Below are 22,072 nucleotides of genomic sequence, written 5' to 3' on the forward strand. Positions count from 1 at the left end.
CGACTATGCCGATTGTACGTACAGTCTTTGTTTTGATTGCGCCGAACCTGCCGCTGCGGTTGAAATCGCTTGCGCTATCTTTGCTGGTGGGCTTTCTGCTTTGTTCTTATTCGTTGTTTACCCGAGCCGAGGAGCCCACGGAATACCGTTTGAAAACTGCCTTCCTCTACAATTTTGCCACCTATACCCAGTGGCCTTCAGATAACCGCAGCACTTTCAATCTCTGCATTTATGGCGACAACCCTTTTGGCAATCATTTGGATCATCTGCTGGAAAAGAAAGTCGATACGCGTGCTATCAGCATCCACCAGAAAACACGCCTTGAGGAGCTCGAAGAATGCCATCTAGTGTTCATCAGCCAATCCGCAGTCGTTACGCTGGATTCGATACTCCAAGCATTGCAGGGCAAGCCCATCCTCACCGTCACAGATCAACCAGGCATCGGCAAACGCGGCGTTATGCTCAACATGGAAATCAAGGACGGCAAAATCGCGTTTGACGCCAATCTGGGTATAGCCAGAAAAGCGGGTTTAAATCTCAGCTCACAATTACTTCGTTTCGCTCATGAGGTCTACCAAGAATGAGAAATGACATCTATCCACACATCACGTTACGCAGCAAGCTGCAGCAGATCAACCTCGCCACCTTGGGGGCCGCCATGCTGGTGGCAGCCAGCCTGATCACCCTGATCAGCTTTTTCATAAACCTTTACGCCCTGGTCGAGAAAAGCCAGTCCACAGCAAAAATACTCGCCGAGAATACGGCGGCGACATTGATGTTTCAAGATACACACTCTGCACAAACGCTGTTGCAATCACTCAGCAATTCAAGAGAAATTCAGGCTGCCGCAATGTACGATGAGGATCGGAATCAATTCGCGCATTATTCAATCGACGATCATACACTCCCCGCATCGCTACACTCACTGGACAGTCAACTCATCACAGGGCTTCGTTTCATCACCATCACACAACCTGTTTTGCACAAAGATCAGGTACTTGGCAGCCTCTATCTGGAAATCACTTTGTCTCCCCTTTATTGGCAGATGTCATGGCAGATCCTCCTAACGATTGCCGCCGCCCTTATTGCGCTCATCATCGCCTATCGATTGCTGCAACGGTTGAACAAATCGGTGCTCATGCCGCTCAATCATCTCTCAGGCATTATGGAACACGTTTCCAGTCAATCAGATTACAGTGCGCGCGCGAAATCAAGCAAGATCACAGAGCTCGATACACTTGCAACTGGGTTCAATACCATGCTGGCGATGGTCCAGGAACGTGATGCGCGGCTGGCGAACCACCTCGATCAGCTTGAAGACGAAGTAGCAAAACGTACTCAAGAACTGGTACAGGCCAAGGAAATAGCTGAAGCCGCCAGTAAAGCCAAGAGCGAATTTCTCGCTACCATGAGTCATGAAATCCGCACCCCTATGAACGGTATCCTTGGCATGACAGAACTCCTGTTGCAAAGCCAAATGAATGAAGACCAACGTCACTTCGCCGAAACCGTTCAACAATCCGGACAGCACCTGCTCGGTATCATCAATGACATTCTCGACTTCTCAAAAATCGAATCGGGTCATATGGAACTGGAGATCATCGATTTTGACCTGATCAAATTAATCGAAGACACCCTGGTCATGTTCGCCCAACCCGCCGATCAAAAAGGGCTGGAGCTTGCCGTTCAATTTATCCCACCCAGCACAGGGCTAGCCGTTCGCGGTGATCCCTTCCGTTTACGCCAGATTATAGCGAATTTACTCAATAATGCGATCAAGTTCACAACGCACGGAGAGGTCGTGATCCGCACGGTGATTGAGGAGCAAGCTGATCGCCATGTCAAGATCATGTTGTGCATCGTCGATACCGGCATCGGCATCGCCGCAGATCAACATGACAAAATTTTTCAGCACTTTTCACAAGCGGATGGATCGACTACTCGTCAATTTGGCGGTACCGGTCTGGGCTTGACGATTTGCAAGCGGTTATTGGCGCTCATGGGGGGCGAAATTTATGTAGAAAGCACGCCAGGCCAGGGATCGACTTTTAAGATCAACCTCCGTTTCGAAAAAACACAAGCTCAGCAACGCATTTCCCTGGATGATGCGACCCTGGAAAATATCAAGGTATTGGTCGTCGATGATAACCAGACCAACCGGGAAATTCTCAAGTTACAGCTACAAAATTGGCAGATGAATGTCACCTGCGCCGAGAATGCCGAGCAAGCATTGCAATCCTTGCACCAAGCTCTGCTTGATCACGACCCCTTTCAATTAGCGATCTTGGATATGCAAATGCCAAGAATAAATGGCCTGCAGCTTGCCGCTAAAATTCACGAAAACCCAAATTTAACCAGCACGCGATTAATGATGCTCACTTCGGCCTGCCATCATGCCAGCCAGCTTGTTCGGGAAAAAATCGGTATTCTACGTTGCATAAGCAAACCTGTTCGGCAAAGCGAACTATTCGAAATCATCAGCGGCGTCATGGGGAACCATCCCAGTGCATGTGTCACCGCATCGATACCGGCATCCTCACTTGAGTCCAAGCCTTGCGCGCATGGCAAGGTGCTCCTGGCAGAAGACAATCCGGTTAACCAAGAAGTCGCCAAGGCCATGCTCTCCAAGCTGGGTTTACCGGTAGACATCGCCAATGACGGTCAAGAAGCAGTGAATCTCGCGCTCAGCAACCATTACGATCTCGTGTTCATGGACTGTCAAATGCCGGTTATGGATGGTTATGAAGCAACGTCACACATCCGTAAGCTACAAGCAGACAGCACACGGACCCCCATCATTGCGTTGACCGCCCATGCAGCTGAATCCCATCGCACGCATTGCCTCAATGCCGGCATGGACGACTTTCTTGCTAAACCCTACTCGTTAGATCAGCTGCAGCAAACCCTCTATCGATGGCTGCCTAAAGAAAAAATCCATGCGGCGGCAACGGTAACAGCAGAGGTCACCCCAGCGACTTCCACAAAAAACAGACCGCAGCTCAACCTAAGACAACTTGAGCAAATTCGCAGCCTTGATACTTCAGGCGGGAATGAATTGGTGCGGAATATTTTGCGCACCTTTCTGGAATCTGCACATGACCACCTCAATCAGCTCAGCCAAGCCATTTTAAATGGGGACACTGAAAAGTTGCGACATTCAGCCCATACGCTCAAGTCGAGCGCAGCCAATATCGGCGCAGAAAGTTTGTCGGAAGCCTTGAAGCAGCTCGAGAAATTTGGGCTAGCCGGTGAATTGCATGCAGCAAGATCGCTTCAGGAAAAAGTGCAGCAGCTGTATCAACAAGTTCTGCCTGAGATCGAAGAAATACTGAAGAAACCATGAACCCCGATTCCACAGCCGATGGCATACAAACAGGATCCAAGTTGTTTATACGATGATTATTTTTTTAGTATACTTAATGCTTTGCATCTCAATCGGATTCAGATTGCATAATATGACTTCGGTACGGCCACCTACTCCACAAGAATCTCTAACATGATGCATTTGCATCGGCAACATCAAAACGAAAATCGCGTAGCGCCCGCGAGATCGCAATAAATCAAGGCCATCGAAAGGAATCATACTGTGAAAATAGCGGATATTACCCAACTCAAAACGAGTGGATTTCTCCCTCAACCACCCGAGGTTGCGCTGACCTTGCTAGCGTCCAGCCGAGAAAATGAAATGACGCTCAGTGACATTGGACGGTTCATTCAGGCCAATCCCACGCTTTCCCGCTGTTTGGGTCAGCGAATGAACAAGACACCGACTCACTCTCACGATATCACATCCCTTTCTGAGGCCATTTTTCGTGTCGACCTCACCGCTGTCAAGCAATTGGCCATCGGTATTTCTCTACTCGAGCAATATCAGCATGGCTCCTGCAAGGGATTCGACTACCCTTCTTTTTGGTCGCACGCTTTACTGATGGCGCTTGCCATGGAGGCTCTAGGCAAAACGACCCGAATTTGTACGCCCGACGAGCTGTTTGCGTGCGGCCTTCTCGCTCGCATCGGCTGTTTAGCGCTGGCAACGATTTACCCTGACGCATACACCGATATCCTAGCGACCCATAAGCAAGATCCCTCAATATCACTCTCGCTGCTTGAGCAGCAGCGTCTGCAAATCGATCACAATCAGCTCACTGCAGCGATGTTGATTGATTTTGACATCCCGATGATATTGGTCGAATCCATCTATTATCATGAAGCCCCCATGGAATCGGGCTTTTCCGAGGAGTCCCATCCCTTCCAGTTGGTTCGTCTTTTCCATTTAGCCAAGCAAGTCGCTGACCTAGGATTGTCATCGGAATCAGAACGTACTGAACGAATCTCTGAACTGTTGCTACTCGGTGGCAATATCGGCCTGGATTCGGAATCATTCGGTGATTTTTTCGATCAGATCAACGCTGAATGGCGATCTTGGGGGAAAATACTCAACCTGCCGATCCCAGCGCTTCCCTCATTCCATAAAATGATGGGCATGTTGGTCACCAGCCCGGACAATGCGGCCGATGCCTCCGCTTTACGCGTTTTGTTAGTGGAAGATGAGCCTTCCAGTCGTATGTTGGCCGAAAGTGTCCTGACCAAAATTCTCGGTCATACCGTATTCTCAGCCAATGATGGCAAACAGGCTTTTTCCCTCGCCATGGAAATTATGCCTCATATCGTGATAACCGATTGGCTCATGCCCACCATGGATGGTCTTGAATTGACCAAAACCCTGCGTGCGGCAGATTGGGGAAAAAATGTCTACATCATCATGTTGACCAGTTTTGAAGATGACGAGCAAATCGCGGAAGCGTTTGAGGCTGGCGTGAACGATTACGTCACCAAGCCTATCGATATTCGCGCTTTCCGCGCTCGATTACGCGCGGCCTGGCATTATCGGAAATTACAGGAATCATGGGAGCGTGACCGAGCGCACCTCAAACGCTTTGCTGCAGAACTTGCCGTCACAAACCGCAAGCTCAGACACGCTGCATTAACCGACACGCTAACCGAGATCCCTAACCGCCGGGCGGGAATGGAAGCGTTGGCGGGCGCCTGGAATACCGCTAGCCGCGCTGGCCTGCCTATTGCCGTTATGCTAGTCGATATCGATTTTTTCAAAAAGATCAATGACACCTATGGCCATGCTGTCGGCGATAAAATCCTCAAGGAAGTCGCGATTTCCATACGGGACAATACCCGTAAAGGCGATACATTTTGCCGCATGGGTGGGGAGGAATTTCTGATGGTTTGTCAGAACGGCAGCAAAGATGCCCAATCCGTTTGCCTGTTTGCAGAAAGATTGCGCCGACATATCAAAATGAAAACCATCGTCGTCAACGAAACACCGATTCGAATCACGATCAGTATCGGGGTTGCCATAAAAGAAGCGAGCATGACAAGTGACGATCAATTGGTCAATGCCGCAGACAAAGCACTCTATGCCGCTAAAAACGGGGGAAGAGACCGGGTTTGTCTATTCCTGGACAATCAACTTGTCGACTGCGACAAATGGTCAGCGACGTTTTCTTGATGCACTCACCCTCACCACGTCGCTCCCTACGCCCTGCTTGATATCATTCATTCACAACACTCGTGACAGAGGAAAAACATCATGAACAAGAAACGCCATCCCTTCTCGCATCTTCTCTCCATTTTCATCGCTGCATTACTGCTGGCGCTCACTGGATGTACCTCTACCTCGCTCAATCATGTCGGTGTCTTTTCACAAGCCAGCGCCGAACTCGCTAAATCGGCAGCAGACGGTTACGAGATGATCAACAATATCACGATCGAGCGTCGTCTTTCGGATATCGCATCTGAAGCCGATCGTTATCCCAACGAAGACACGTTCAAGCAACTGATCACAGGCTCCAGCCTAACCACTCGCATCAGGCTGCTGAGAGCGATGGAAACTTATGCAAACGCATTGGGCGAGCTGGCCAGCGCTCAATTCAGAAAAGAAATCGATGCTGCATCCAGCAATTTATATGGCGCGCTCGATCAGCTGCAAGAGACCTATGCAAAAGGCACACAGGCGAGCCCACCCTTAACCGATCATCAGCTTGCATTGATAGCCACTGCCGTAGACGCCATAGGCACTGCCATTATTGAAGAAAAGCGCCGGGCTGCATTAAAAACGATTATTATCCAAGTTGACCCCATGATCCAACAAGCGATGCGATTGATCTCGATGGAGCTTCCGGCGCTCAGCGAATATGCTATCGCCAGTAAGCAAACCATTTTTACCGACTTGATCAAAGCTTATCAGCAAGAAGCAGCCAGTATCAGCTACAACGAACGTATCATGAAACTCGATCAAATACGCATCACTTACGAAGAAGTGGAAGCCATCTCGAGTTTGTTCGCCGATCTCATCACGGCCAGCAAACGGATCGCAAACGCGCATTCCACACTCCGTCTTTCGGTCGCTGCAAACAAATTTACCTCGCCAGAGTTGATCAGCGAAATCAAATCACTGACTGCTTTTGCCAAATCAACCCAAGGTTTCCACGATCAACTGCTACCCGCAAGCTATTAATTCCTTACCATTGTGATTCGGAGATATTCATGACCGCTACTTTGAGAAGCAGTATCAGCGATACCGTCAATACCCTCAACAAGCTTTTATTACAAACGCATACACCCGAGGCAGAAGCGCGCCTGAGAAAATTGCGCCGCATCTATTTTGCGTTGTGGGAAGAAGTGATCGAGCAAGAAATCGATCACCAAACCTCAGAATTCAGTGATGCCCTGGAAGCGTTATCACAAGCGGATCACGCACTCGAGGCTGCCCGATCGGACATGTCAAAGGTTAACGATGCAATCAATCATGCCACGGTAGCAGCCCAGGCAGTCGATAGAATCGTTAAATTAGGGCTTGATCTGTTTGCTTAACGGACTTGCGCGTATCGCGGAAGCTGCAACAGTCTTCAGTTCAGTATGTTAAGGGCACCGCTAAAGGTTTTTGAGCCAACTGCCATGCCAGTCCCACCGAATCAGCTTTGGTTAACGGCATAGCCCGCTTTTTCCCATCCTTGAATACCTTCACGGTAATACAGTATTTTCTGCCAGCCCCATTCTGCTGCTTTCTGACTGGCTTTAGAACTGCCCATGCAATGAATACCGTTGCAATAAAAAACGACGGTGTCGCGTTTTTCCACGATAGCGCGCAAATTTTCAACCGTAAAATATTCGCCGTTGACGGAAAGATGTCTGGCACCCGGAATGTGGCTGCGCTCGTAATCCTCCTGTTTGCGCACATCGACAAAAATAAACCCTTTATCGAATAACAGCTTGGCCGTCGCGGTATTGATGGTCACCGCACCCGCAACCTGTTCTGGTGCAAGCGTTTCGCTGGCGATGACAGGGGCTGTCAGCAGCAATAACAATGCGTATAGATATTTTGTCATTTCACTCCCCCGATTGATAGGCTTTGCACCTCAGAATCAATCATCGACATCATCTCCCACTGGCAGTAGATAGGATGAGGGATGATAACAATCAAATTTTGAGGTGCCATGAGTCCCTCTTGCAAGACCATCGCAAAATAATCTTTAGATGGTTGCGGTAATTTCTGGAAACACCCTATAAAACATGACATAGGCTACCCCCAGCGTCAACAGCAAATTCAACGCTTGCCCACAGACATAAAGTATCAAGGGTTTGCCGCCTACAAAATGGTGTTTGAGTGTTTTGAAATGGGTACTAAGCCCAATACTGGCAAATGCCAGACAGAAAAACCAAGTGCGCAGATTCTTGGTAAAGTCCCCCAATACCCCATTTTCCAGTATGAGATGCGCGGCATGTTTATCCAATGACGAATACAAAATTGAAAACAGGATGCTCGCGCCCATGAAGCCGAGAATAAATTTGGGAAAGCGATGCCAAATTTCACCTATGCCGATGTGCGGCGCGTGAGCGGCCTTTTCTACCCGGGTTGCAAAATAAATCGCCACGCCAAATGCGATAACGCCGATCAACATATTCTGTATCATCTTGATCGTCGTCGCCACATACATGGCTTTGTCACCCAAGGCCGCACCCGCCGCAACCACTGCACCGGAACTGTCGATCGTGCCCCCTATCCATGCCCCGCCCAGGACTTCCGGTATGCCGGCAAATTTGATGAACAGCGGCAGCAACACCATCATGATTGCCGTGAATACCATGCTCAGGCCAATCGCCACAGTGAGTTCCTCGCGCGTCGCTTTACTGGCCGCAGCCGTCGCAATCGCAGCCGACACCCCGCACACGCTCATATCGGCACTAATGGTAATATTGAGCGACTTGGAAGCTATTTTCAGCACATATTGACCGAACCAGTAGGTTACGACCAGAACGATGGGTGTGACCACCCAGGCGACAAAAATACCCGGCAAGCCAATGGCAACAATTTTGCCGATCAACAGTTCCGCCCCCATCAACACCAAACCAGTTTTAATGAAAAATTCCGTTTGCAAGGCAGGTGTCGCCCATGCCGGCGTCCCGATTGTGTTGCTGATCACGATCCCCAGCAAGATCGCCCATAATGCGTATTCGATGCCATAATCCTTGAAATCATTTTGCGCCGCGAGCAACAAGGCAATTAAAGCAATCAGGAAAACAAGCGCAAACCCTTTGATAAACGATACAAACGCGATGCCTTGTCCTTTGGCACCTAACCCAAATAAGAGCGCCAGAAAGACAAAAAGCAGCAAACTATGCGGCAGAGAAAACCCGCCCGCTTTGAGCTTTGCTTTTTTCTTCTCGAGTTCTTTGAAGTGCTGCTGCCAATCCTCGATCGCCGCCCCTGCCGCCATATTGAGCGTCTCATTCTGATAATGGGCCGCTTGCGCCGCCTGCTCGGCAATCAATGCTTGCTCACGGGCAAGCCGAAGCGAGCGCATTTCTGTCGCAAGATCCGCCTCGGTAGCAGGTTTATAAACGGCATCGACAGGATTATCGCTCCATTTATTGGGCAGCATCGCTAGGTTTTTCAGAAACTGCCCTACCGGCTGATCGGCTGGTTTCAATTGAACCAGCTCGGCTGTGGCTTCATGCCATCGGACTGTTTTGAAGGGCTTGGCTGCTTCCCCTTCAATAACCGCTGAAATGGCCGCCACTTTTTGTTGGGTTTCTCCTGAATACAAAGCAAAGTAAACCGCTAATGCCCATAGCAGCAAGCAGCTTCCTAGTGTAATCGCCCAGAAATCTTCTGTTTTGTAGAAAGGTTGTCGGTGGTGCATGATGGAATTGAATAATGACTGTTAAAGACTGAACAAAACCCGAAATGCTTAAAAATAGCAAAGTATTTGCTTTTCGTCTTGCTTTCTTTATTGATGTGTAGAGACAACATCGAAAATCGGAGAGCGCTGCGCTGACTTATTCCAGATGGCTACACTCATCTGCCCCACCCGTCGCCTATCTGAGACATCCAAGTATTTATTAGAAACAGATACTTAAAAAATCAGCCTTAAAAGTCCGTCAGGTATTGGCAACACTTTAGCCTTCACGTTAGGTCCCAACAAAACGATAAGTAACTGATTTTATATAATTAAATAATAAAGGCACAGTATTTGCTTTAACTAGATCAGTTTCATAGAAATGAGAAGCACTCTCAACTCAATCATTCATTGAAAGGAAAACATGATTATCAATAAGAGCATCACCCCAATTCATCACAATCCTTCAACACACCCCTCAAACCCATCTATTCGCGCTCGGATGAATCATTTCTTCTGTTACACTATCCTGGCAGGGTTCGTTTCACTTGCACCCACCTTGAGCAGCGCAGCCCCACCCGAACACGCAAACGAGCGTGCGCAAGCGGTTTTTTCTGAGGATACGCTTCCTGAAAATGCGCGTTCAAAGCGCATGGACGGTGAAGAATTTGCCAGAGGACGTATCCTCATCATGCCACGTGCCGGACTGCCCGCCCAGGCATTGGCCAACATCTTGAAAGAGCATGATGGCAAGCCCAGAAAAATCGGGCAAAGCGACTTGTACATCGTCGATCTGCCTGAATATACCGAAGAAGGTGTGATTGCAAGACTCGCGCACCATCCGCATCTGAAGTTTGCGGAGTTGGATCGCGCCGTGCCTCCTAGTTTAGCTCCCAACGACCCTTACTATCCCAATGGGTGGCATTTACCTAAAATTGGCTCACCTGTTGCTTGGGATAGTTCACAAGGCACAGGAATTACCATCGCTATCCTGGACTCTGGTGTCGATGGTAGCCACCCCGACCTCGCAGCAAAAATGGTACCTGGCTGGAATTTCTACAACAATAATTCAAATACCGCAGATGTGCGTGGACACGGCACAAAAGTCGCTGGTGCGGCTGCCGCCATTACCAATAACGGCACCGGCGTGGCAGGTATAGCGGGTCAGGCGAAAATCATGCCAATTCGCGTTGCCGATGCGGATGGCTATGGCTACGATAGCATGATTATCCAGGGGCTGACTTATGCTGCCGACAAGGGTGCACGTGTCGCCAATGCCAGTTACCTTGGGCTTTCCAGCAGCTCAGCTGTGCAGAATGCTGCACTCTATATGAAAAATAAAGGCGGCCTCGTGACAGTAAGTGGCGGCAATTCTGGAAGATTAGAAAGCTTTGCAGCGACCACTACCATGATTCCTGTAGCTGCAACTGATGCATATGATAACCGAACAAGTTGGTCAAGCTATGGAAATTATATTGTTTTAGCAGCCCCTGGTGCAGGAATCTGGACCACAACTAGCGACGGAGGCTATGGCTCTGTCAACGGAACCTCTTTCTCCAGCCCAATCACAGCAGGTGTCATTGCCCTGATGATGGCAGCTAACCCCAAAATGAAAAATACCGATATTGAAAAAATATTGTTTTCTACCGCAAAAGATCTCGGTACATTAGGCAAGGACCCCTACTTTGGCTATGGCCGAGTAGACGCAGCAGCAGCTGTAAAAGCAGTAAAAGCTGCAACCACATCAACTACTGCCGACACCGAGGCACCCAAAGTATCAATTCTTGGTCCTCTTACAGGTGAGGCCGTCTCTGGCCTAGTACCTGTCGATATAGAAGTAACCGATAATATTGGTGTAGTACGTACTGAATTATGGGTTAATAGCACAAGTGTTGCTGTTGATACTTCTGTACCTTTTGCTTTCACTTGGGATTCCAAAGGTGTGCCGAATGGCACCGCCAACCTTACCGTTCGAGCGATAGACGCATCGGGTAATGCTGCTGCTTCAAATACTGTAAATGTGAATGTCTCGAATCAAACCTCCACTGTCGTGTCAGCTAGTGATACCTCACCGCCTACTGTAAAAATCATCAACCCCGTATCAGGGAGTATAAAAGGGAACATAACTATCACGGTCAATGCCGCAGACAATAGCGGTGCAGCTAATATTGCACTGGCCATTTATATCGACGGAATACTCTCAGCAACTGGTAGCGGCAGTACTCTAAGCACTAACTGGAATACTCGCCCGAAAAGTGTTGTAGCCGGCAAACATACAATCAAAGCCATGGCAAAAGACAAAGCAGGTAATATTTCTTATGCCACTGTTGATGTAACAGTTATCAAGTAACCCCATTTGTAAACACCAATCTTGATTTACTTGCAGGCAGGTATTTATTTATATCTGCTTGCTTTACTCATGCTCTAAGCACACAAGCCAAAACGCCAAGAAAAAGTGTCGGAAAATTTTACAACCTCATCAATCAAGTTACACATAAACCCAATCTGATAAAGAAAACCATTAATAATTATTGATTTATTAAAAATATTACAATTGGCATGGATATTGCTTTTATATTATTACCAGACAAACCTGATTCTTCTGGAAATATACAAACATAGAGGAGGTCGACACATTATGAAAGCAAAAAAATTCACTACGCTTTATGGCGTGGCTCTTGCATTATCTCTTGGATTTTCAACAACTCAAGCTGCAGTCCTAACGATTAATCTTAATACGGAGTTCAGCGGCGGTACACCGCCAGCCGGAGCTGCTCCTTGGTTGACGGCAACTTTTGAAGATATAGCACTAGACACAGTAAGGCTCACCATGAGTACCTCAGGCCTAACTGGGGGTGAATTTGTCGATGGAAGTGGAGCAAACTTTGGCTGGGGGTTCAATATCGACCCATTACTCAGTGCAAGCGCTTTAAATTTCACGTTTGTCAGTGGCAACGATGCCAACTTAATCTCAACTGGGGTCGATTCGTTTAAAGCTGATGGAGATGGTTTCTTTGATATTCTGTTTAGCTGGGATCCTGCACCCAGTTCTCGATTCGCCGCCGGCCAAACTTCAGTTTACAACATCACCGGCATTGCTGGCTTGGATGCGCTAGATTTCAACTTCAATAGCGTAAATGGTGTTCCTGGCAATGGTAACTGGACTTCGGCTGCTCATGTTCAGAATATCGGCCCCAATGGTGAAAGTGGCTGGATCGGTGGTCTTGGGCGCCGCCCTGAGCAGGAAATTCCTGAACCTGGGATTTTGTTACTTCTGGCTGCGGGACTTGCTGGCCTAGGTTTATCTCGCAGGCGAAGCGCTGTGTAACTGATTGCTTTGAGTTTTATTAGAAAACCTGCTTTAAGCAGGTTTTCTATTTATTTGCTCCTTGATTTCTTGTTGTCGACTTTTCAAAAATTGAAACACTTGACTTCTACTCATTGTCGATTTTTCTTACACCCTCAATTTACCGTAATTGGCTGACAATCTTCCTTCTTTTCCTCAAAATAAATTTTCAATCATGCTTTAACATGCATTCATAAATACATTTTGTATTTTTAGTATGTAATAGGCGGGCATGCTCTAATTTCTCGAAATTTCATAACCGTCTCTTTCATTAACTGTTAAGGGCAAACCTCGCGAAAGTGAGGGACGCAAAGTCATTGATCTACAGGGCCAATGCCCCAGGATAGCAAGACTGCCAGGTTATACCACTCATTCTGACCTTTTGGAAAGGTGATGTGAATATCGAGCAAACCGCTCGACTGCTGCTCACTTTCAAACTTATAAGCACAAAGTGTTCAACAGAAATATTTAGCAGTTCTTTTCCCGGGCTTTCCCTGAATTTGAAGAGGATAAATTCATGGCAAGCATTCATTTTCAATTCCCGATTCTTAATTCGGATACTTCGCGCATTTCGGCAAATCACATGCGCACTAACCAATCTTTCCGACTATGGCAACTTTTCTGCGCAACAGTATTAGCTGCACTCATGGGACTCACCCCCTCCTTTTCCAGTGCTGCTCCTCCTGCGCACGCAAACAATCATGCAAAAAATAATTTTTTCGGTGAGACTCTTCCAGAGAGCGCACGCTCTAAGCGGAATGAAAGCGAGGAATGGGCAAAAGGACGTATCCTCGTCATGCCACGTGCCGGACTACCTGCCCAGGCATTAGCCAAAATCTTGAAAGAGCATAATGGCAAACATAGAAAAATTGGGCAAAGCGACTTGTATATCGTCGATCTGCCTGAATATACCGAAGAAGGTGTGATTGCAAGACTCGCGCACCATCCACATCTGAAGTTTGCCGAGTTGGATCGTGCCGTGCCTCCTAGTTTAGCTCCTAACGACCCTTACTATCCCAACGGGTGGCATTTACCTAAAATTGGTTCACCTACCGCTTGGGATAGCTCACAAGGCGCTGGAATTACCATCGCCATCCTGGATTCTGGCGTCGATGGCAGCCACCCCGACCTCGCAGCAAAAATGGTGCCTGGCTGGAATTTCTACAACAATAATTCAAATACTGCAGATGTGCGGGGGCACGGTACTAAAGTCGCTGGCGCAGCCGCCGCCATTACCAATAACGGCACTGGCGTAGCGGGCATAGCAGGTCAGGCTAAAATCATGCCGATTCGTGTTGCTGATGCAGAAGGATATGGCTACGACAGCCTGATTATCCAGGGGCTGACTTACGCTGCCGACAAAGGGGCACGCGTCGCCAATGCCAGCTATCTAGGACTTTCTAGTAGCTCAGCTGTGCAGAATGCTGCACTCTATATGAAAAATAAAGGTGGTCTCGTGACGGTAAGTGGTGGTAATTCCGGCAGGTTAGAAAGCTTTGCGGCCACCTCTACCATGATTCCCATAGCCGCAACAGACGGAAACGACAATCGGACAAGTTGGTCAAGTTATGGAAATTATATTGCTCTAGCAGCTCCGGGTGCTGGAATCTGGACAACGTTTATCGGTGGGGGCTATGGCTCTGTTAATGGAACATCCTTCTCCAGTCCAATCACAGCAGGCGTCATTGCCTTGATGATGGCAGCTAACCCCAAAATGAAAAATACTGATATTGAGAAAATACTGTTTACCACCGCAAAAGATCTCGGCACATCTGGCTGGGACCCCTACTTTGGCCATGGGCGGGTAGATGCCGCAGCAGCCGTGCAAGCAGTTGTGGCAGCTGCTCCCGTTGTCGATACCGAAGCACCCCAAGTTGCCATCATCGACCCCTTGAGTGATGCCACTGTATCCGGGTTGGTACCTGTCGATATTGAAGCAACCGATAATATCGGTGTTGTCCGCGCTGAATTATGGGTTAACAACACGAGTGTAGCAGTCGACACCTCTTCACCATTCGCATTCACTTGGGACTCACAAGGTGTAGCTAATGGCCCAGCGCATCTTATCGTCTATGCTTTTGATGATGCAGGCAACTCAGCTGCTTCCAATATCGTAGAAGTAAATGTTAACAATCAGGTTGTCGAGACGACAAATGATACCGTGCCTCCAGCAGTTGAAATCGTCAACCCAGTTGCTGGTAACGTGTCAGGCAATGTCACCATCACGGCCAATGCTTCGGACAACGCGAGCGCCGCCGAAATCACGCAATCCATTTACTTGAACGGAAAGTTGCTCGCATCAGGTAGCGGCAGTACGCTCAGCACCAATTGGAACACTCGCCCTAGAAGCGTATCACGTGGGACGCATACCATCCAGGTTGTTGCCAAGGATAAAGCAGGCAATACCACGACCTCCAGCGTGGATGTCAACGTCGTCAAATAAGACAGCGTAAGCCTTTCATGAAAAAACCGGGAATCACAATCCGTGTCCCCGGTTTTTTTCTGTCTACAAGCAATTAGCTAGATCAAGCCGCCATGCCATTGTGGCGCAGCAAGGCGTCGATTTTAGGTTCACGCCCACGAAAGGCGATGAAGGATTCAAGCGCAGGGCGGCTTCCACCGACTGCCAGGATTTCTTTACGGAAACGCTCGCCAATTTGAGGACTGACCACCTGCCCTTCACCCTTTTCTTCAAAGAAGCTGTAGGCATCGGCAGACAGTACTTCAGCCCATTTATAGCTATAGTAACCCGCTGCATAGCCACCCGCGAAGATATGCGAGAAGCTGTTTGGAAAACGATTGAATGCAGGCGGAATGACTACGGCCACCCGGCTACGTATCTCATCCAGTAATTGCAACACTGTTTTTTCCCCGTGGGGATCAAAATCATAGTGCAAATGCATGTCGAACAAAGCAAATTCAATTTGGCGCAGCGTCTGAAGACCGCTTTGGAAATTCTTGGCTGACAGCATTTTATCGAACAACGCACGGGGTAGCGGAGCGCCGGTCTCGATATGTGCGGTCATATGACTCAGCACCTCCCATTCCCAGCAGAAATTTTCCATAAACTGGCTCGGCAGTTCGACCGCATCCCACTCGACGCCATTGATGCCGGATACTCCGAGATCTTCCACCTGCGTCAACAAGTGATGCAGCCCATGGCCAAACTCATGAAACAATACGATCACTTCATCGTGGGTAAACAAAGCAGGCCGCAGCTGGCCATTGATGGTTACCGGCGCGGAAAAATTACACGTGAGATAGGCGACAGGCAGTTGGATGGATGATTTCCCCGTTTCTGGCTGTACAATCCGCCGCCGCGTGATGGCGTCATCCATCCATGCTCCGCCGCGCTTGCTAGGACGCGCATAGAGGTCGATATAAAAATGACCGATCAACTCACCCGCAGCATCACGAATGTCGAAAAATTTTACATCTGGATGCCAGCGTTGGATGTTGGATGAAGGCGGCGCTTCAACGATTTGGATCCCGTAGAGCGTTTCCACTAATCTGAACATCCCTGGCAGCACTTTGTTTTCAGGAAAATACTGTTTGACTTCCTGATCTGAGAAAGCATAGCGCGCTACGCGCAATTTCTCGCTCGCATACGCTAAATCCCACGATTCCAGCTTATCCAGTCCAAGCTGGGAAGCAGCGAATTCCTTTAGCTCAGCCAGATCCCGCTCAGCGTAGGGACGTGCCTTGGCCGCCAACTCCTCGAGAAAATCGAGTACTTGTTTGGGTGATTCGGCCATTTTGGGTGTCAGCGACACTTCTGCGTAATTGTCGAAACCGAGCATTTTGGCTTCTTCTTGACGTAATTGAAGTATCTTGTTGATCAGCGGCATGTTGTCCCAGTTGGATGTCGCATGGGCAAGAGTATCGATTTCACTTGCCCGGGTAACATAAGCGCGGTACATCTTCTCACGCAATACACGATTATCTGCATATTGCATCACGGCTAAATACGAAGGCGCATGCAAGGTAAATTTCCAGCCAGGGGCCGATATGGCCGAATCCTTCTCGGCGGCCTCTTTGGCTGCATGCAAGGCATCTTCAGGTATGCCGGAAAGCGCGCTTTCATCTTCGATCAGCAGAAAAAAATCATTGGTCGCATCGAGCAGATTGTCGCTGAATTTTGCGGAAAGCGCCGATAGCTCCTCTTGTATGCTCATGAAACGCGCTTTCTTCTCCGGCGGCAACTCTGCGCCGCCGAGACGAAAATCCCGCAATTGATTTTCGACGATTTTCCGGCGCGCTTGGCTCAAACTGTTAAAGGCTTCGCTATTTCTCAGTTGCTTGATTTTTTCAAACAAGACCTGGTCTTGCGAGAGCTCGGCATAATACTGCGTGATGCGTGGCAAATTGGCATTGTAGGCTTCACGCAATGCTGGACTGTTCATCACGGCATTGAGATGCGATACCTGTCCCCAGGCGCGGGATAGTTTCTCATTCATATCACTCACAGGCTGCACGAAATCTTGCCAGGTGGGAGGCGTTGACGCTGCGCGCGCTCGGGCAACCACCTCCCGGCAATCTTGCAACAATTCATCTACTGCAGGAGAAATATGCTCAGGTTGGATATCGTTAAAACGCGGTAAGCCGGAAAAATCAAGTAAAGGATTCATCATAATGGTCTTCTATTGAAAGTATTGTTTTTCTAAGGGTACCTCTAAAAATCCATATTTCGTCACAATACATCGTTGTTCACAAAAAATGTTTCCTTACCTATCCATCATAGGCTGCGTCAACATTTTTTGTTCTCGCCTTGTCTTGTTTAAAACTCCTAATTTTTAGAAGCACCCTTTAGCTAAATTGCAAAATCTTAGTGACCCTGTTTCAGAGCGGCTTTATCAAATAATAGGTGATGCAGAAAGATACCTTCTCTATCGCACACCGGACAGCCTCCCTGCGATAGCAACCTGCGGTATGTCAGATTCAAAACATGGTTGGGTCTAATGACACGATTATTTACAGGTGCTCATAGACAACTTTGCCGTCGGTTAACGTATATTTGACCTGCCCAGGCAATTCTCTTCCCAGAAAAGGCGTATTCTTACCCTGGCTTTTGATCGCTGAGGCGGTTACATACCAATAGGCCTCCGGATCAAATATGCAGATATCCGCAGGCGCATCAGGCGTTAAATGACCGGCATCGATGCCTAAAATCTTGGCAGGCGCATACGTAACCGTGTTCAAAGCATCGATCAGCGGCGTATTCATGTGCATGGCCCATTTGTAGGTCAGTGACAATAACAACTCCAGACCCGTTGCACCTGCTTCGGATTGCCCAAAAGGCAAAAGTTTGGCATCTTCGTCCACCGGCGCATGATCCGAACAGATCGCATCGATGGTGCCATCGGCCAATCCAGTGCAGAGCGCATCACGATCAGGCAAGCTGCGCAGCGGCGGTACCAGATGGCAATTGCTATCAAAAAAACCGAGATCCATCTCGGACAGATGCACGTGATTGATTGCCACGTCGCAGGTAATGGGAAGTCCCTGCTGCTTGGCAGCACGCACCATGGCAACGCCTTCCGCACTGGAAATACGGCATAGATGCACCTTCACACCCGTTTCACGGGTTAATAGAATAATATTCGATAACGCGACCGTTTCCGCACACACTGGAATAGGCGGCAAGCCCAGCCGCGTCGCCATTTCGCCATCGTGTGCCACACCTTTGTTAGCAAGGCTGACATCCTGGGGACGCAACCACACGCTGAAACCAAATGTCGATGCGTATTGCATCGCTTGCATCAATACATGCAAATTAGCCAATGGCGCGTCGGCATGGCTGAAGGCAACGCAACCCGCATCACGCAATTCGGCCATTTCAGTCAAGCGCTCGCCTTTAAGTTGCTGGGTCAAAGCACCTACCGGGTAAACACGCACTTGATCCAGACTCTTGGTTCGATGTTTCAACATTTCCACCAGACCCGGTTCATCCAGCGGCGGATCGGTATCCGGCGGGCAAGCGAGGCTGGTCACGCCGCCTGCTGCCGCAGCTTGCAACTCGGATTCCAGCGTTGCCTTGTACTCTAGCCCCGGTTCCCGTAATCGCGCAGATAAATCGACCAATCCAGGACATACGATCATACCCGTGGCATCGATCACCCGATAATCCTGAAAGTCAGCAGGGCGCGCACCGACAGATACGACCTTGCCCCCAGCAAGGTACAGATCGCTGATCGCATCGATGCCATTGCGTGGATCGATCAAGCGCCCGTTTTTGATGTGAATTCTCATGGCAAGTCGCGCTTCAATTTCCTGCAAGAATCGACATGACAGCCATGCGTACCGCAATACCAAATGTGACCTGCGGTAAAATCACCGACTGCTTTCCATCCGCGACGGCTGAATCGATTTCGACCCCCCGATTCATTGGCCCTGGATGCATCACAATCGCATCCGGTTTGGCCATCGCCAGTTTTTCCTGGGTTAACCCATAATATTTAAAATATTCCTCCGAACTCGGTAAGCTCGCACCCACCATCCGTTCATTCTGCAACCGCAGCATGATCAACACATCGATATCTTTCAACCCCTGAGCCATATCGTGATAGACATGCACCCCCAATCGCTCAACCTTGCTCGGCAAGATCGTTTTGGGCGCTATGACACGCACCTCGGGCACGCCCAGTGTCGTCAGTGCATGAATTTGCGAGCGTGCGACCCTTGAATGCAAAATATCGCCGACGATCGCGACACGCAGATTATGAAAATCCTGCTTGTAGCGTCGAATCGTGAACATATCCAGCAGCGCTTGGGTCGGATGCGCATGGCGCCCATCACCGGCATTGATGACATGAATATCCGGACGAACATGACTCGCTATCATATGCGCCGCACCGCTCTGGGCGTGACGAACGACAAACATATCGGCGTGCATCGCCGACAGATTATTGACGGTATCCAGCAATGTTTCCCCTTTGGACTGCGCAGATACCGCGATATTGAGATTGATGACATCCGCAGAAAGGCGTTTTGCGGCAATTTCGAAAGTCGTCCGGGTACGCGTGCTGGGTTCGAAAAAAAGGTTGAAGACCGACTTGCCGCGTAATAATGGAATTTTCTTGACTTCCCGCTCGGTCACCCCGGCGAATGATTCCGCCGTATCCAGAATATGCCGCAAGATGGAAATCGGCAAGCCTTCGGTGGTTAGTAAGTGCTGCAATTCACCTTGTTTGTTCAACTGAGGATTTCTGTTCATTTCTCAGGAAATCGAATATCACGTAGACCAAGACTCAATTTTCCATCCCCTTCCTGCTTCAATTCCAGCATTTTATCTTCAGGCAAAGACAGCATCGCACCAATATACTGGGCAGCAATGGGCAACTCCCTTCCGCCACGATCTACCAATGCGGCCAAATGGATAGCTGCCGGCCGTCCATAATCGAATATCTCGTTCACCGCAGCGCGAACCGTTCTGCCCGTATAAAGCACATCATCGACTAATATGATGTGGCTTCCCTCTATCTCAAAAGGTAATTTCGATGGCTTGACTTGAGGGTGCAAGCCGATCTTGCTGTAATCGTCTCGATAAAAGGAAATATCGAGAACGCCCAACGGTAAACGAATACCCAATGCTTGATGCAAGCGCTTGGCAACCCAGGCACCGCCAGTATGAATACCAATCATGGCTGTTGCTTCATTCATATCGGGGCGCAACTTGGTTGTTAAGTCGGCAAGTAACTGTTCTGCGTCAGGTAGCTGCATAATTGCCATCAAAAAAAGACTGAAGAATGTGCTGCGCGGCTATCTGGTCTAGCATAGGCTTTTGTTTTTTTCCTTTAATCCCCAACTCACCCAGTGACGAGCGAGCGGTAATCGTCGTATAACGTTCATCCACTAGGCATGTTTTGATCCCGAAGCGGCCTTCCAAGCGACGTGCAAACCGTTGACTCAACCGGGTCAGCTCATGCTCCGTTCCATCAGCATGTGTAGGCAGCCCCACCACTAATAGCACAGGCTGCCAAGTTTCAATCAGTTTAGCGATGGCCTCAAAACGTTGTTTGGTCATGACACAATCGATGGTGGTTAGCGGGTGAGCCAATTGCAGCCCCTGCTCGCCAACAGCAACACCGATACGCCGCTCGCCAAAATCAAATGCGAGCACCGTGCCAGCTCTCGATCGAGGTGTATCCCCTGTCATTCGCCCTGTTTCATGCGAGATGTTTTCGGTTGCCAAAGCCGTTTGCGTATCGGGTGAATTAGGCATGTCCGACTTGGTTCGATAAATTGGAAAAATTGATCCCCAGCAGTTGTATGGCCGCCGGCAGGCGCTCTTCAAAGGTGGTTTCAAAAATAATGCGAGCGGATGCCGGCACCGTCAACCATGCGTTCTGCGCCAATTCTTCCTCGATCTGACCGGGAGCCCAACCCGAATAGCCTAGTGTCACCAGCACTTGTTCTGGGCCATCACTATTGGCAATCGCTTCCAGAATATCGACAGAAGAAGTCAATCCCACCGCATGATTAACCGCCAACGTTGATTTCCATTCACCCACGGGTTGATGCAACACAAACCCGCTATCGATTTGAACCGGCCCACCAAACAGTACGGAGCGGCTAAGCGGCAATGAATCAGCAAACGGAATGCCCAGTTGCTCGAATAGTTTATCTAATGTCAATTCGGTAGGCCGGTTGATGACAAGCCCCACTGCGCCATGCTCGTTGTGTTCACAAATATAAGTGAGCGTTTTCGCGAAAAAGGGATCGGTCATATTAGGCATGGCGATTAGAAAATGATCTGTCAGGTTGATGTTTTTCATAAAAAGACCTCCAGACTGCGCGTGGGAAATCGAAAATTACACTGCATGATCAATCTGAAACAAAAATAGGCGATTAATTCCCACTTCTTTTGATATTGCTGATCAGACCCAGTAAGCCGTTCGTGTCATGACTGTCGAGCCCATTTTCATGGCGAGTTTCACTGGCAAAGGCAACTCCATACCACCATGCGATATCGCCATCGTAGCATGGCTTGCTTCGTCGATTTTCATTTGCGCGACGATTGCCCTGCTTTTCAAGTCCTGGTGAGGCAACCTATGTAAATGGTCGGCAAGATGTGCTTCCACCTGATGCTCCGTTTCAGCCAGAAAACCGAGATTCCATTTATCACCCAGCGTGCCCGCCACCAAGCCGATGGCGAAAGAACCACCATACCAAAAGGGATTGAGCAAGCTTTTTCGCCCCCCCAGCTCAGTGAGTCGGCGCTCAGTCCAAGCCAAGTGCTCGGTCTCCTCGCGGGCAGCTTGTGTCAACGCATTCTGAACTTCCTGATTTCTTGCAGTCAACGCTTGTCCTTGATAAAGCGCTTGGGCACAAATTTCACCCACGTGATTCACACGCATCAAAGCAGATGACTCTTTTCTATCGTCATCCGTCAAATCATTTTCAGGTAAATTTTTTCCGGGTACAGAACGCAAGGTTTGAGCGGGCACCATCAATGTTCGTAACGCATTATCAAAACCAATAATGAATTTGTCTATATTCAGCATGGTTCAACTCCAAATTAAGCAAGATTGAA

Annotated in this window: 17 protein-coding genes and 1 riboswitch; of the genes, 8 read left to right on the forward strand and 9 right to left on the reverse strand. The window is 48.9% G+C overall.

The genetic code is table 11. From position 1 onward, the window contains the following. Positions 1-5 precede the first annotated feature (5 nt). The 5 genes from C8R30_RS06840 to C8R30_RS06865 all read left to right on the forward strand — a co-directional run bounded on the left by C8R30_RS06840 (position 6) and on the right by C8R30_RS06865 (position 6,888). The gene (locus C8R30_RS06840) at positions 6-584 is read left to right on the forward strand and encodes a YfiR family protein (RefSeq protein WP_090671975.1); all 579 of its coding nucleotides are present in this window, start codon (positions 6-8) and stop codon (positions 582-584) included. Beyond that, positions 581-3,343: a response regulator gene (locus C8R30_RS06845; protein WP_107789824.1), complete on the forward strand. Its 2,763-nt coding sequence runs from the start codon at positions 581-583 to the stop codon at positions 3,341-3,343. The genes C8R30_RS06840 and C8R30_RS06845 overlap by 4 nt, the downstream gene beginning before the upstream one ends. A gap of 243 nt (positions 3,344-3,586) precedes the next feature. Next, positions 3,587-5,524: a GGDEF domain-containing response regulator gene (locus C8R30_RS06855; protein ID WP_107789826.1), complete on the forward strand. Its 1,938-nt coding sequence runs from the start codon at positions 3,587-3,589 to the stop codon at positions 5,522-5,524. Between the two features lie 81 nt (positions 5,525-5,605). Then, entirely contained in the window at positions 5,606-6,532 is a 927-nt protein-coding gene (locus C8R30_RS06860) for a hypothetical protein (protein WP_107789827.1), read from the forward strand. 29 nt (positions 6,533-6,561) lie between these two features. Then, the gene (locus C8R30_RS06865; RefSeq protein WP_107784235.1) at positions 6,562-6,888 is read left to right on the forward strand and encodes a hypothetical protein; all 327 of its coding nucleotides are present in this window, start codon (positions 6,562-6,564) and stop codon (positions 6,886-6,888) included. Between the two features lie 101 nt (positions 6,889-6,989). On the opposite strand, the gene C8R30_RS06870 is transcribed toward C8R30_RS06865, so the two are convergent. Together C8R30_RS06870 and C8R30_RS06875 are read right to left on the reverse strand one after the other, a co-directional pair. After that, positions 6,990-7,403, reverse strand: a complete 414-nt coding sequence (locus C8R30_RS06870) for a rhodanese-like domain-containing protein (protein WP_107789828.1) — start codon at positions 7,401-7,403, stop codon at positions 6,990-6,992. A gap of 144 nt (positions 7,404-7,547) precedes the next feature. Further along, positions 7,548-9,218 (reverse strand): YeiH family protein, encoded by a 1,671-nt coding sequence (locus tag C8R30_RS06875; RefSeq protein WP_107789829.1) that lies wholly within the window; start codon positions 9,216-9,218, stop codon positions 7,548-7,550. Positions 9,219-9,618: 400 nt separating this feature from the next. Here C8R30_RS06875 and C8R30_RS06880 point away from each other — a divergent pair, with 400 nt between their 5' ends. The 3 genes from C8R30_RS06880 to C8R30_RS06890 all read left to right on the forward strand — a co-directional run bounded on the left by C8R30_RS06880 (position 9,619) and on the right by C8R30_RS06890 (position 14,983). Then, entirely contained in the window at positions 9,619-11,544 is a 1,926-nt protein-coding gene (locus C8R30_RS06880; RefSeq protein ID WP_258191953.1) for a S8 family serine peptidase, read from the forward strand. A 288-nt stretch (positions 11,545-11,832) separates the two neighbouring features. Further along, positions 11,833-12,522: a PEP-CTERM sorting domain-containing protein gene (locus tag C8R30_RS06885; RefSeq protein ID WP_107789830.1), complete on the forward strand. Its 690-nt coding sequence runs from the start codon at positions 11,833-11,835 to the stop codon at positions 12,520-12,522. A 291-nt stretch (positions 12,523-12,813) separates the two neighbouring features. Then, positions 12,814-12,900, forward strand: a riboswitch (cyclic di-GMP riboswitch). Between the two features lie 157 nt (positions 12,901-13,057). Continuing rightward, on the forward strand, positions 13,058-14,983 hold the full coding sequence (locus C8R30_RS06890) for a S8 family serine peptidase (protein WP_258191954.1): 1,926 nt from the start codon (positions 13,058-13,060) through the stop codon (positions 14,981-14,983). 82 nt (positions 14,984-15,065) lie between these two features. Here C8R30_RS06890 and C8R30_RS06895 read toward each other — a convergent pair whose 3' ends face one another. The 7 genes from C8R30_RS06895 to coq7 form a co-directional block, all read right to left on the reverse strand. Beyond that, positions 15,066-17,171 (reverse strand): M3 family metallopeptidase, encoded by a 2,106-nt coding sequence (locus tag C8R30_RS06895; RefSeq protein WP_107789831.1) that lies wholly within the window; start codon positions 17,169-17,171, stop codon positions 15,066-15,068. Between the two features lie 340 nt (positions 17,172-17,511). Further along, positions 17,512-18,789, reverse strand: coding sequence for a dihydroorotase (locus tag C8R30_RS06900; protein ID WP_107789832.1), 1,278 nt, complete (start codon positions 18,787-18,789; stop codon positions 17,512-17,514). A 13-nt stretch (positions 18,790-18,802) separates the two neighbouring features. Further along, positions 18,803-19,753, reverse strand: coding sequence for an aspartate carbamoyltransferase catalytic subunit (locus tag C8R30_RS06905; protein ID WP_090671754.1), 951 nt, complete (start codon positions 19,751-19,753; stop codon positions 18,803-18,805). Then, the gene (pyrR, locus tag C8R30_RS06910) at positions 19,750-20,259 is read right to left on the reverse strand and encodes a bifunctional pyr operon transcriptional regulator/uracil phosphoribosyltransferase PyrR (protein ID WP_107789833.1); all 510 of its coding nucleotides are present in this window, start codon (positions 20,257-20,259) and stop codon (positions 19,750-19,752) included. The genes C8R30_RS06905 and pyrR overlap by 4 nt, the downstream gene beginning before the upstream one ends. After that, entirely contained in the window at positions 20,246-20,695 is a 450-nt protein-coding gene (gene ruvX, locus C8R30_RS06915; protein WP_107789850.1) for a Holliday junction resolvase RuvX, read from the reverse strand. Before ruvX ends, pyrR begins: the two co-directional genes overlap by 14 nt. A 58-nt stretch (positions 20,696-20,753) precedes the next feature. Next, positions 20,754-21,314: a YqgE/AlgH family protein gene (locus tag C8R30_RS06920; RefSeq protein WP_107789834.1), complete on the reverse strand. Its 561-nt coding sequence runs from the start codon at positions 21,312-21,314 to the stop codon at positions 20,754-20,756. 102 nt (positions 21,315-21,416) lie between these two features. Next, a complete protein-coding gene (gene coq7, locus C8R30_RS06925; RefSeq protein ID WP_090671760.1) occupies positions 21,417-22,043 on the reverse strand; it encodes a 2-polyprenyl-3-methyl-6-methoxy-1,4-benzoquinone monooxygenase in 627 nt (208 codons plus the stop codon). Positions 22,044-22,072: the final 29 nt, after the last annotated feature.

Origin of the sequence: Nitrosomonas nitrosa, from assembly GCF_003051105.1 — a bacterium.
Taxonomy (GTDB): Bacteria; Pseudomonadota; Gammaproteobacteria; order Burkholderiales; family Nitrosomonadaceae; genus Nitrosomonas; species Nitrosomonas nitrosa.

Bases quoted from the DNA above. Each gene is read 5' to 3' on its own strand.
- C8R30_RS06860 (WP_107789827.1), top strand. From the start codon at position 5,606: ATGAACAAGAAACGCCATCCCTTCTCGCATCTTCTCTCCATTTTCATC.
- ruvX (WP_107789850.1), bottom strand. From the start codon at position 20,695: ATGACAGGGGATACACCTCGATCGAGAGCTGGCACGGTGCTCGCATTT.
- pyrR (WP_107789833.1), bottom strand. From the start codon at position 20,259: ATGCAGCTACCTGACGCAGAACAGTTACTTGCCGACTTAACAACCAAG.
- coq7 (WP_090671760.1), bottom strand. From the start codon at position 22,043: ATGCTGAATATAGACAAATTCATTATTGGTTTTGATAATGCGTTACGA.
- C8R30_RS06840 (WP_090671975.1), top strand. From the start codon at position 6: ATGCCGATTGTACGTACAGTCTTTGTTTTGATTGCGCCGAACCTGCCG.
- C8R30_RS06905 (WP_090671754.1), bottom strand. From the start codon at position 19,753: ATGAACAGAAATCCTCAGTTGAACAAACAAGGTGAATTGCAGCACTTA.
- C8R30_RS06890 (WP_258191954.1), top strand. From the start codon at position 13,058: ATGGCAAGCATTCATTTTCAATTCCCGATTCTTAATTCGGATACTTCG.
- C8R30_RS06920 (WP_107789834.1), bottom strand. From the start codon at position 21,314: ATGAAAAACATCAACCTGACAGATCATTTTCTAATCGCCATGCCTAAT.
- C8R30_RS06880 (WP_258191953.1), top strand. From the start codon at position 9,619: ATGATTATCAATAAGAGCATCACCCCAATTCATCACAATCCTTCAACA.
- C8R30_RS06865 (WP_107784235.1), top strand. From the start codon at position 6,562: ATGACCGCTACTTTGAGAAGCAGTATCAGCGATACCGTCAATACCCTC.
- C8R30_RS06870 (WP_107789828.1), bottom strand. From the start codon at position 7,403: ATGACAAAATATCTATACGCATTGTTATTGCTGCTGACAGCCCCTGTC.
- C8R30_RS06895 (WP_107789831.1), bottom strand. From the start codon at position 17,171: ATGATGAATCCTTTACTTGATTTTTCCGGCTTACCGCGTTTTAACGAT.
- C8R30_RS06845 (WP_107789824.1), top strand. From the start codon at position 581: ATGAGAAATGACATCTATCCACACATCACGTTACGCAGCAAGCTGCAG.
- C8R30_RS06900 (WP_107789832.1), bottom strand. From the start codon at position 18,789: ATGAGAATTCACATCAAAAACGGGCGCTTGATCGATCCACGCAATGGC.
- C8R30_RS06875 (WP_107789829.1), bottom strand. From the start codon at position 9,218: ATGCACCACCGACAACCTTTCTACAAAACAGAAGATTTCTGGGCGATT.
- C8R30_RS06885 (WP_107789830.1), top strand. From the start codon at position 11,833: ATGAAAGCAAAAAAATTCACTACGCTTTATGGCGTGGCTCTTGCATTA.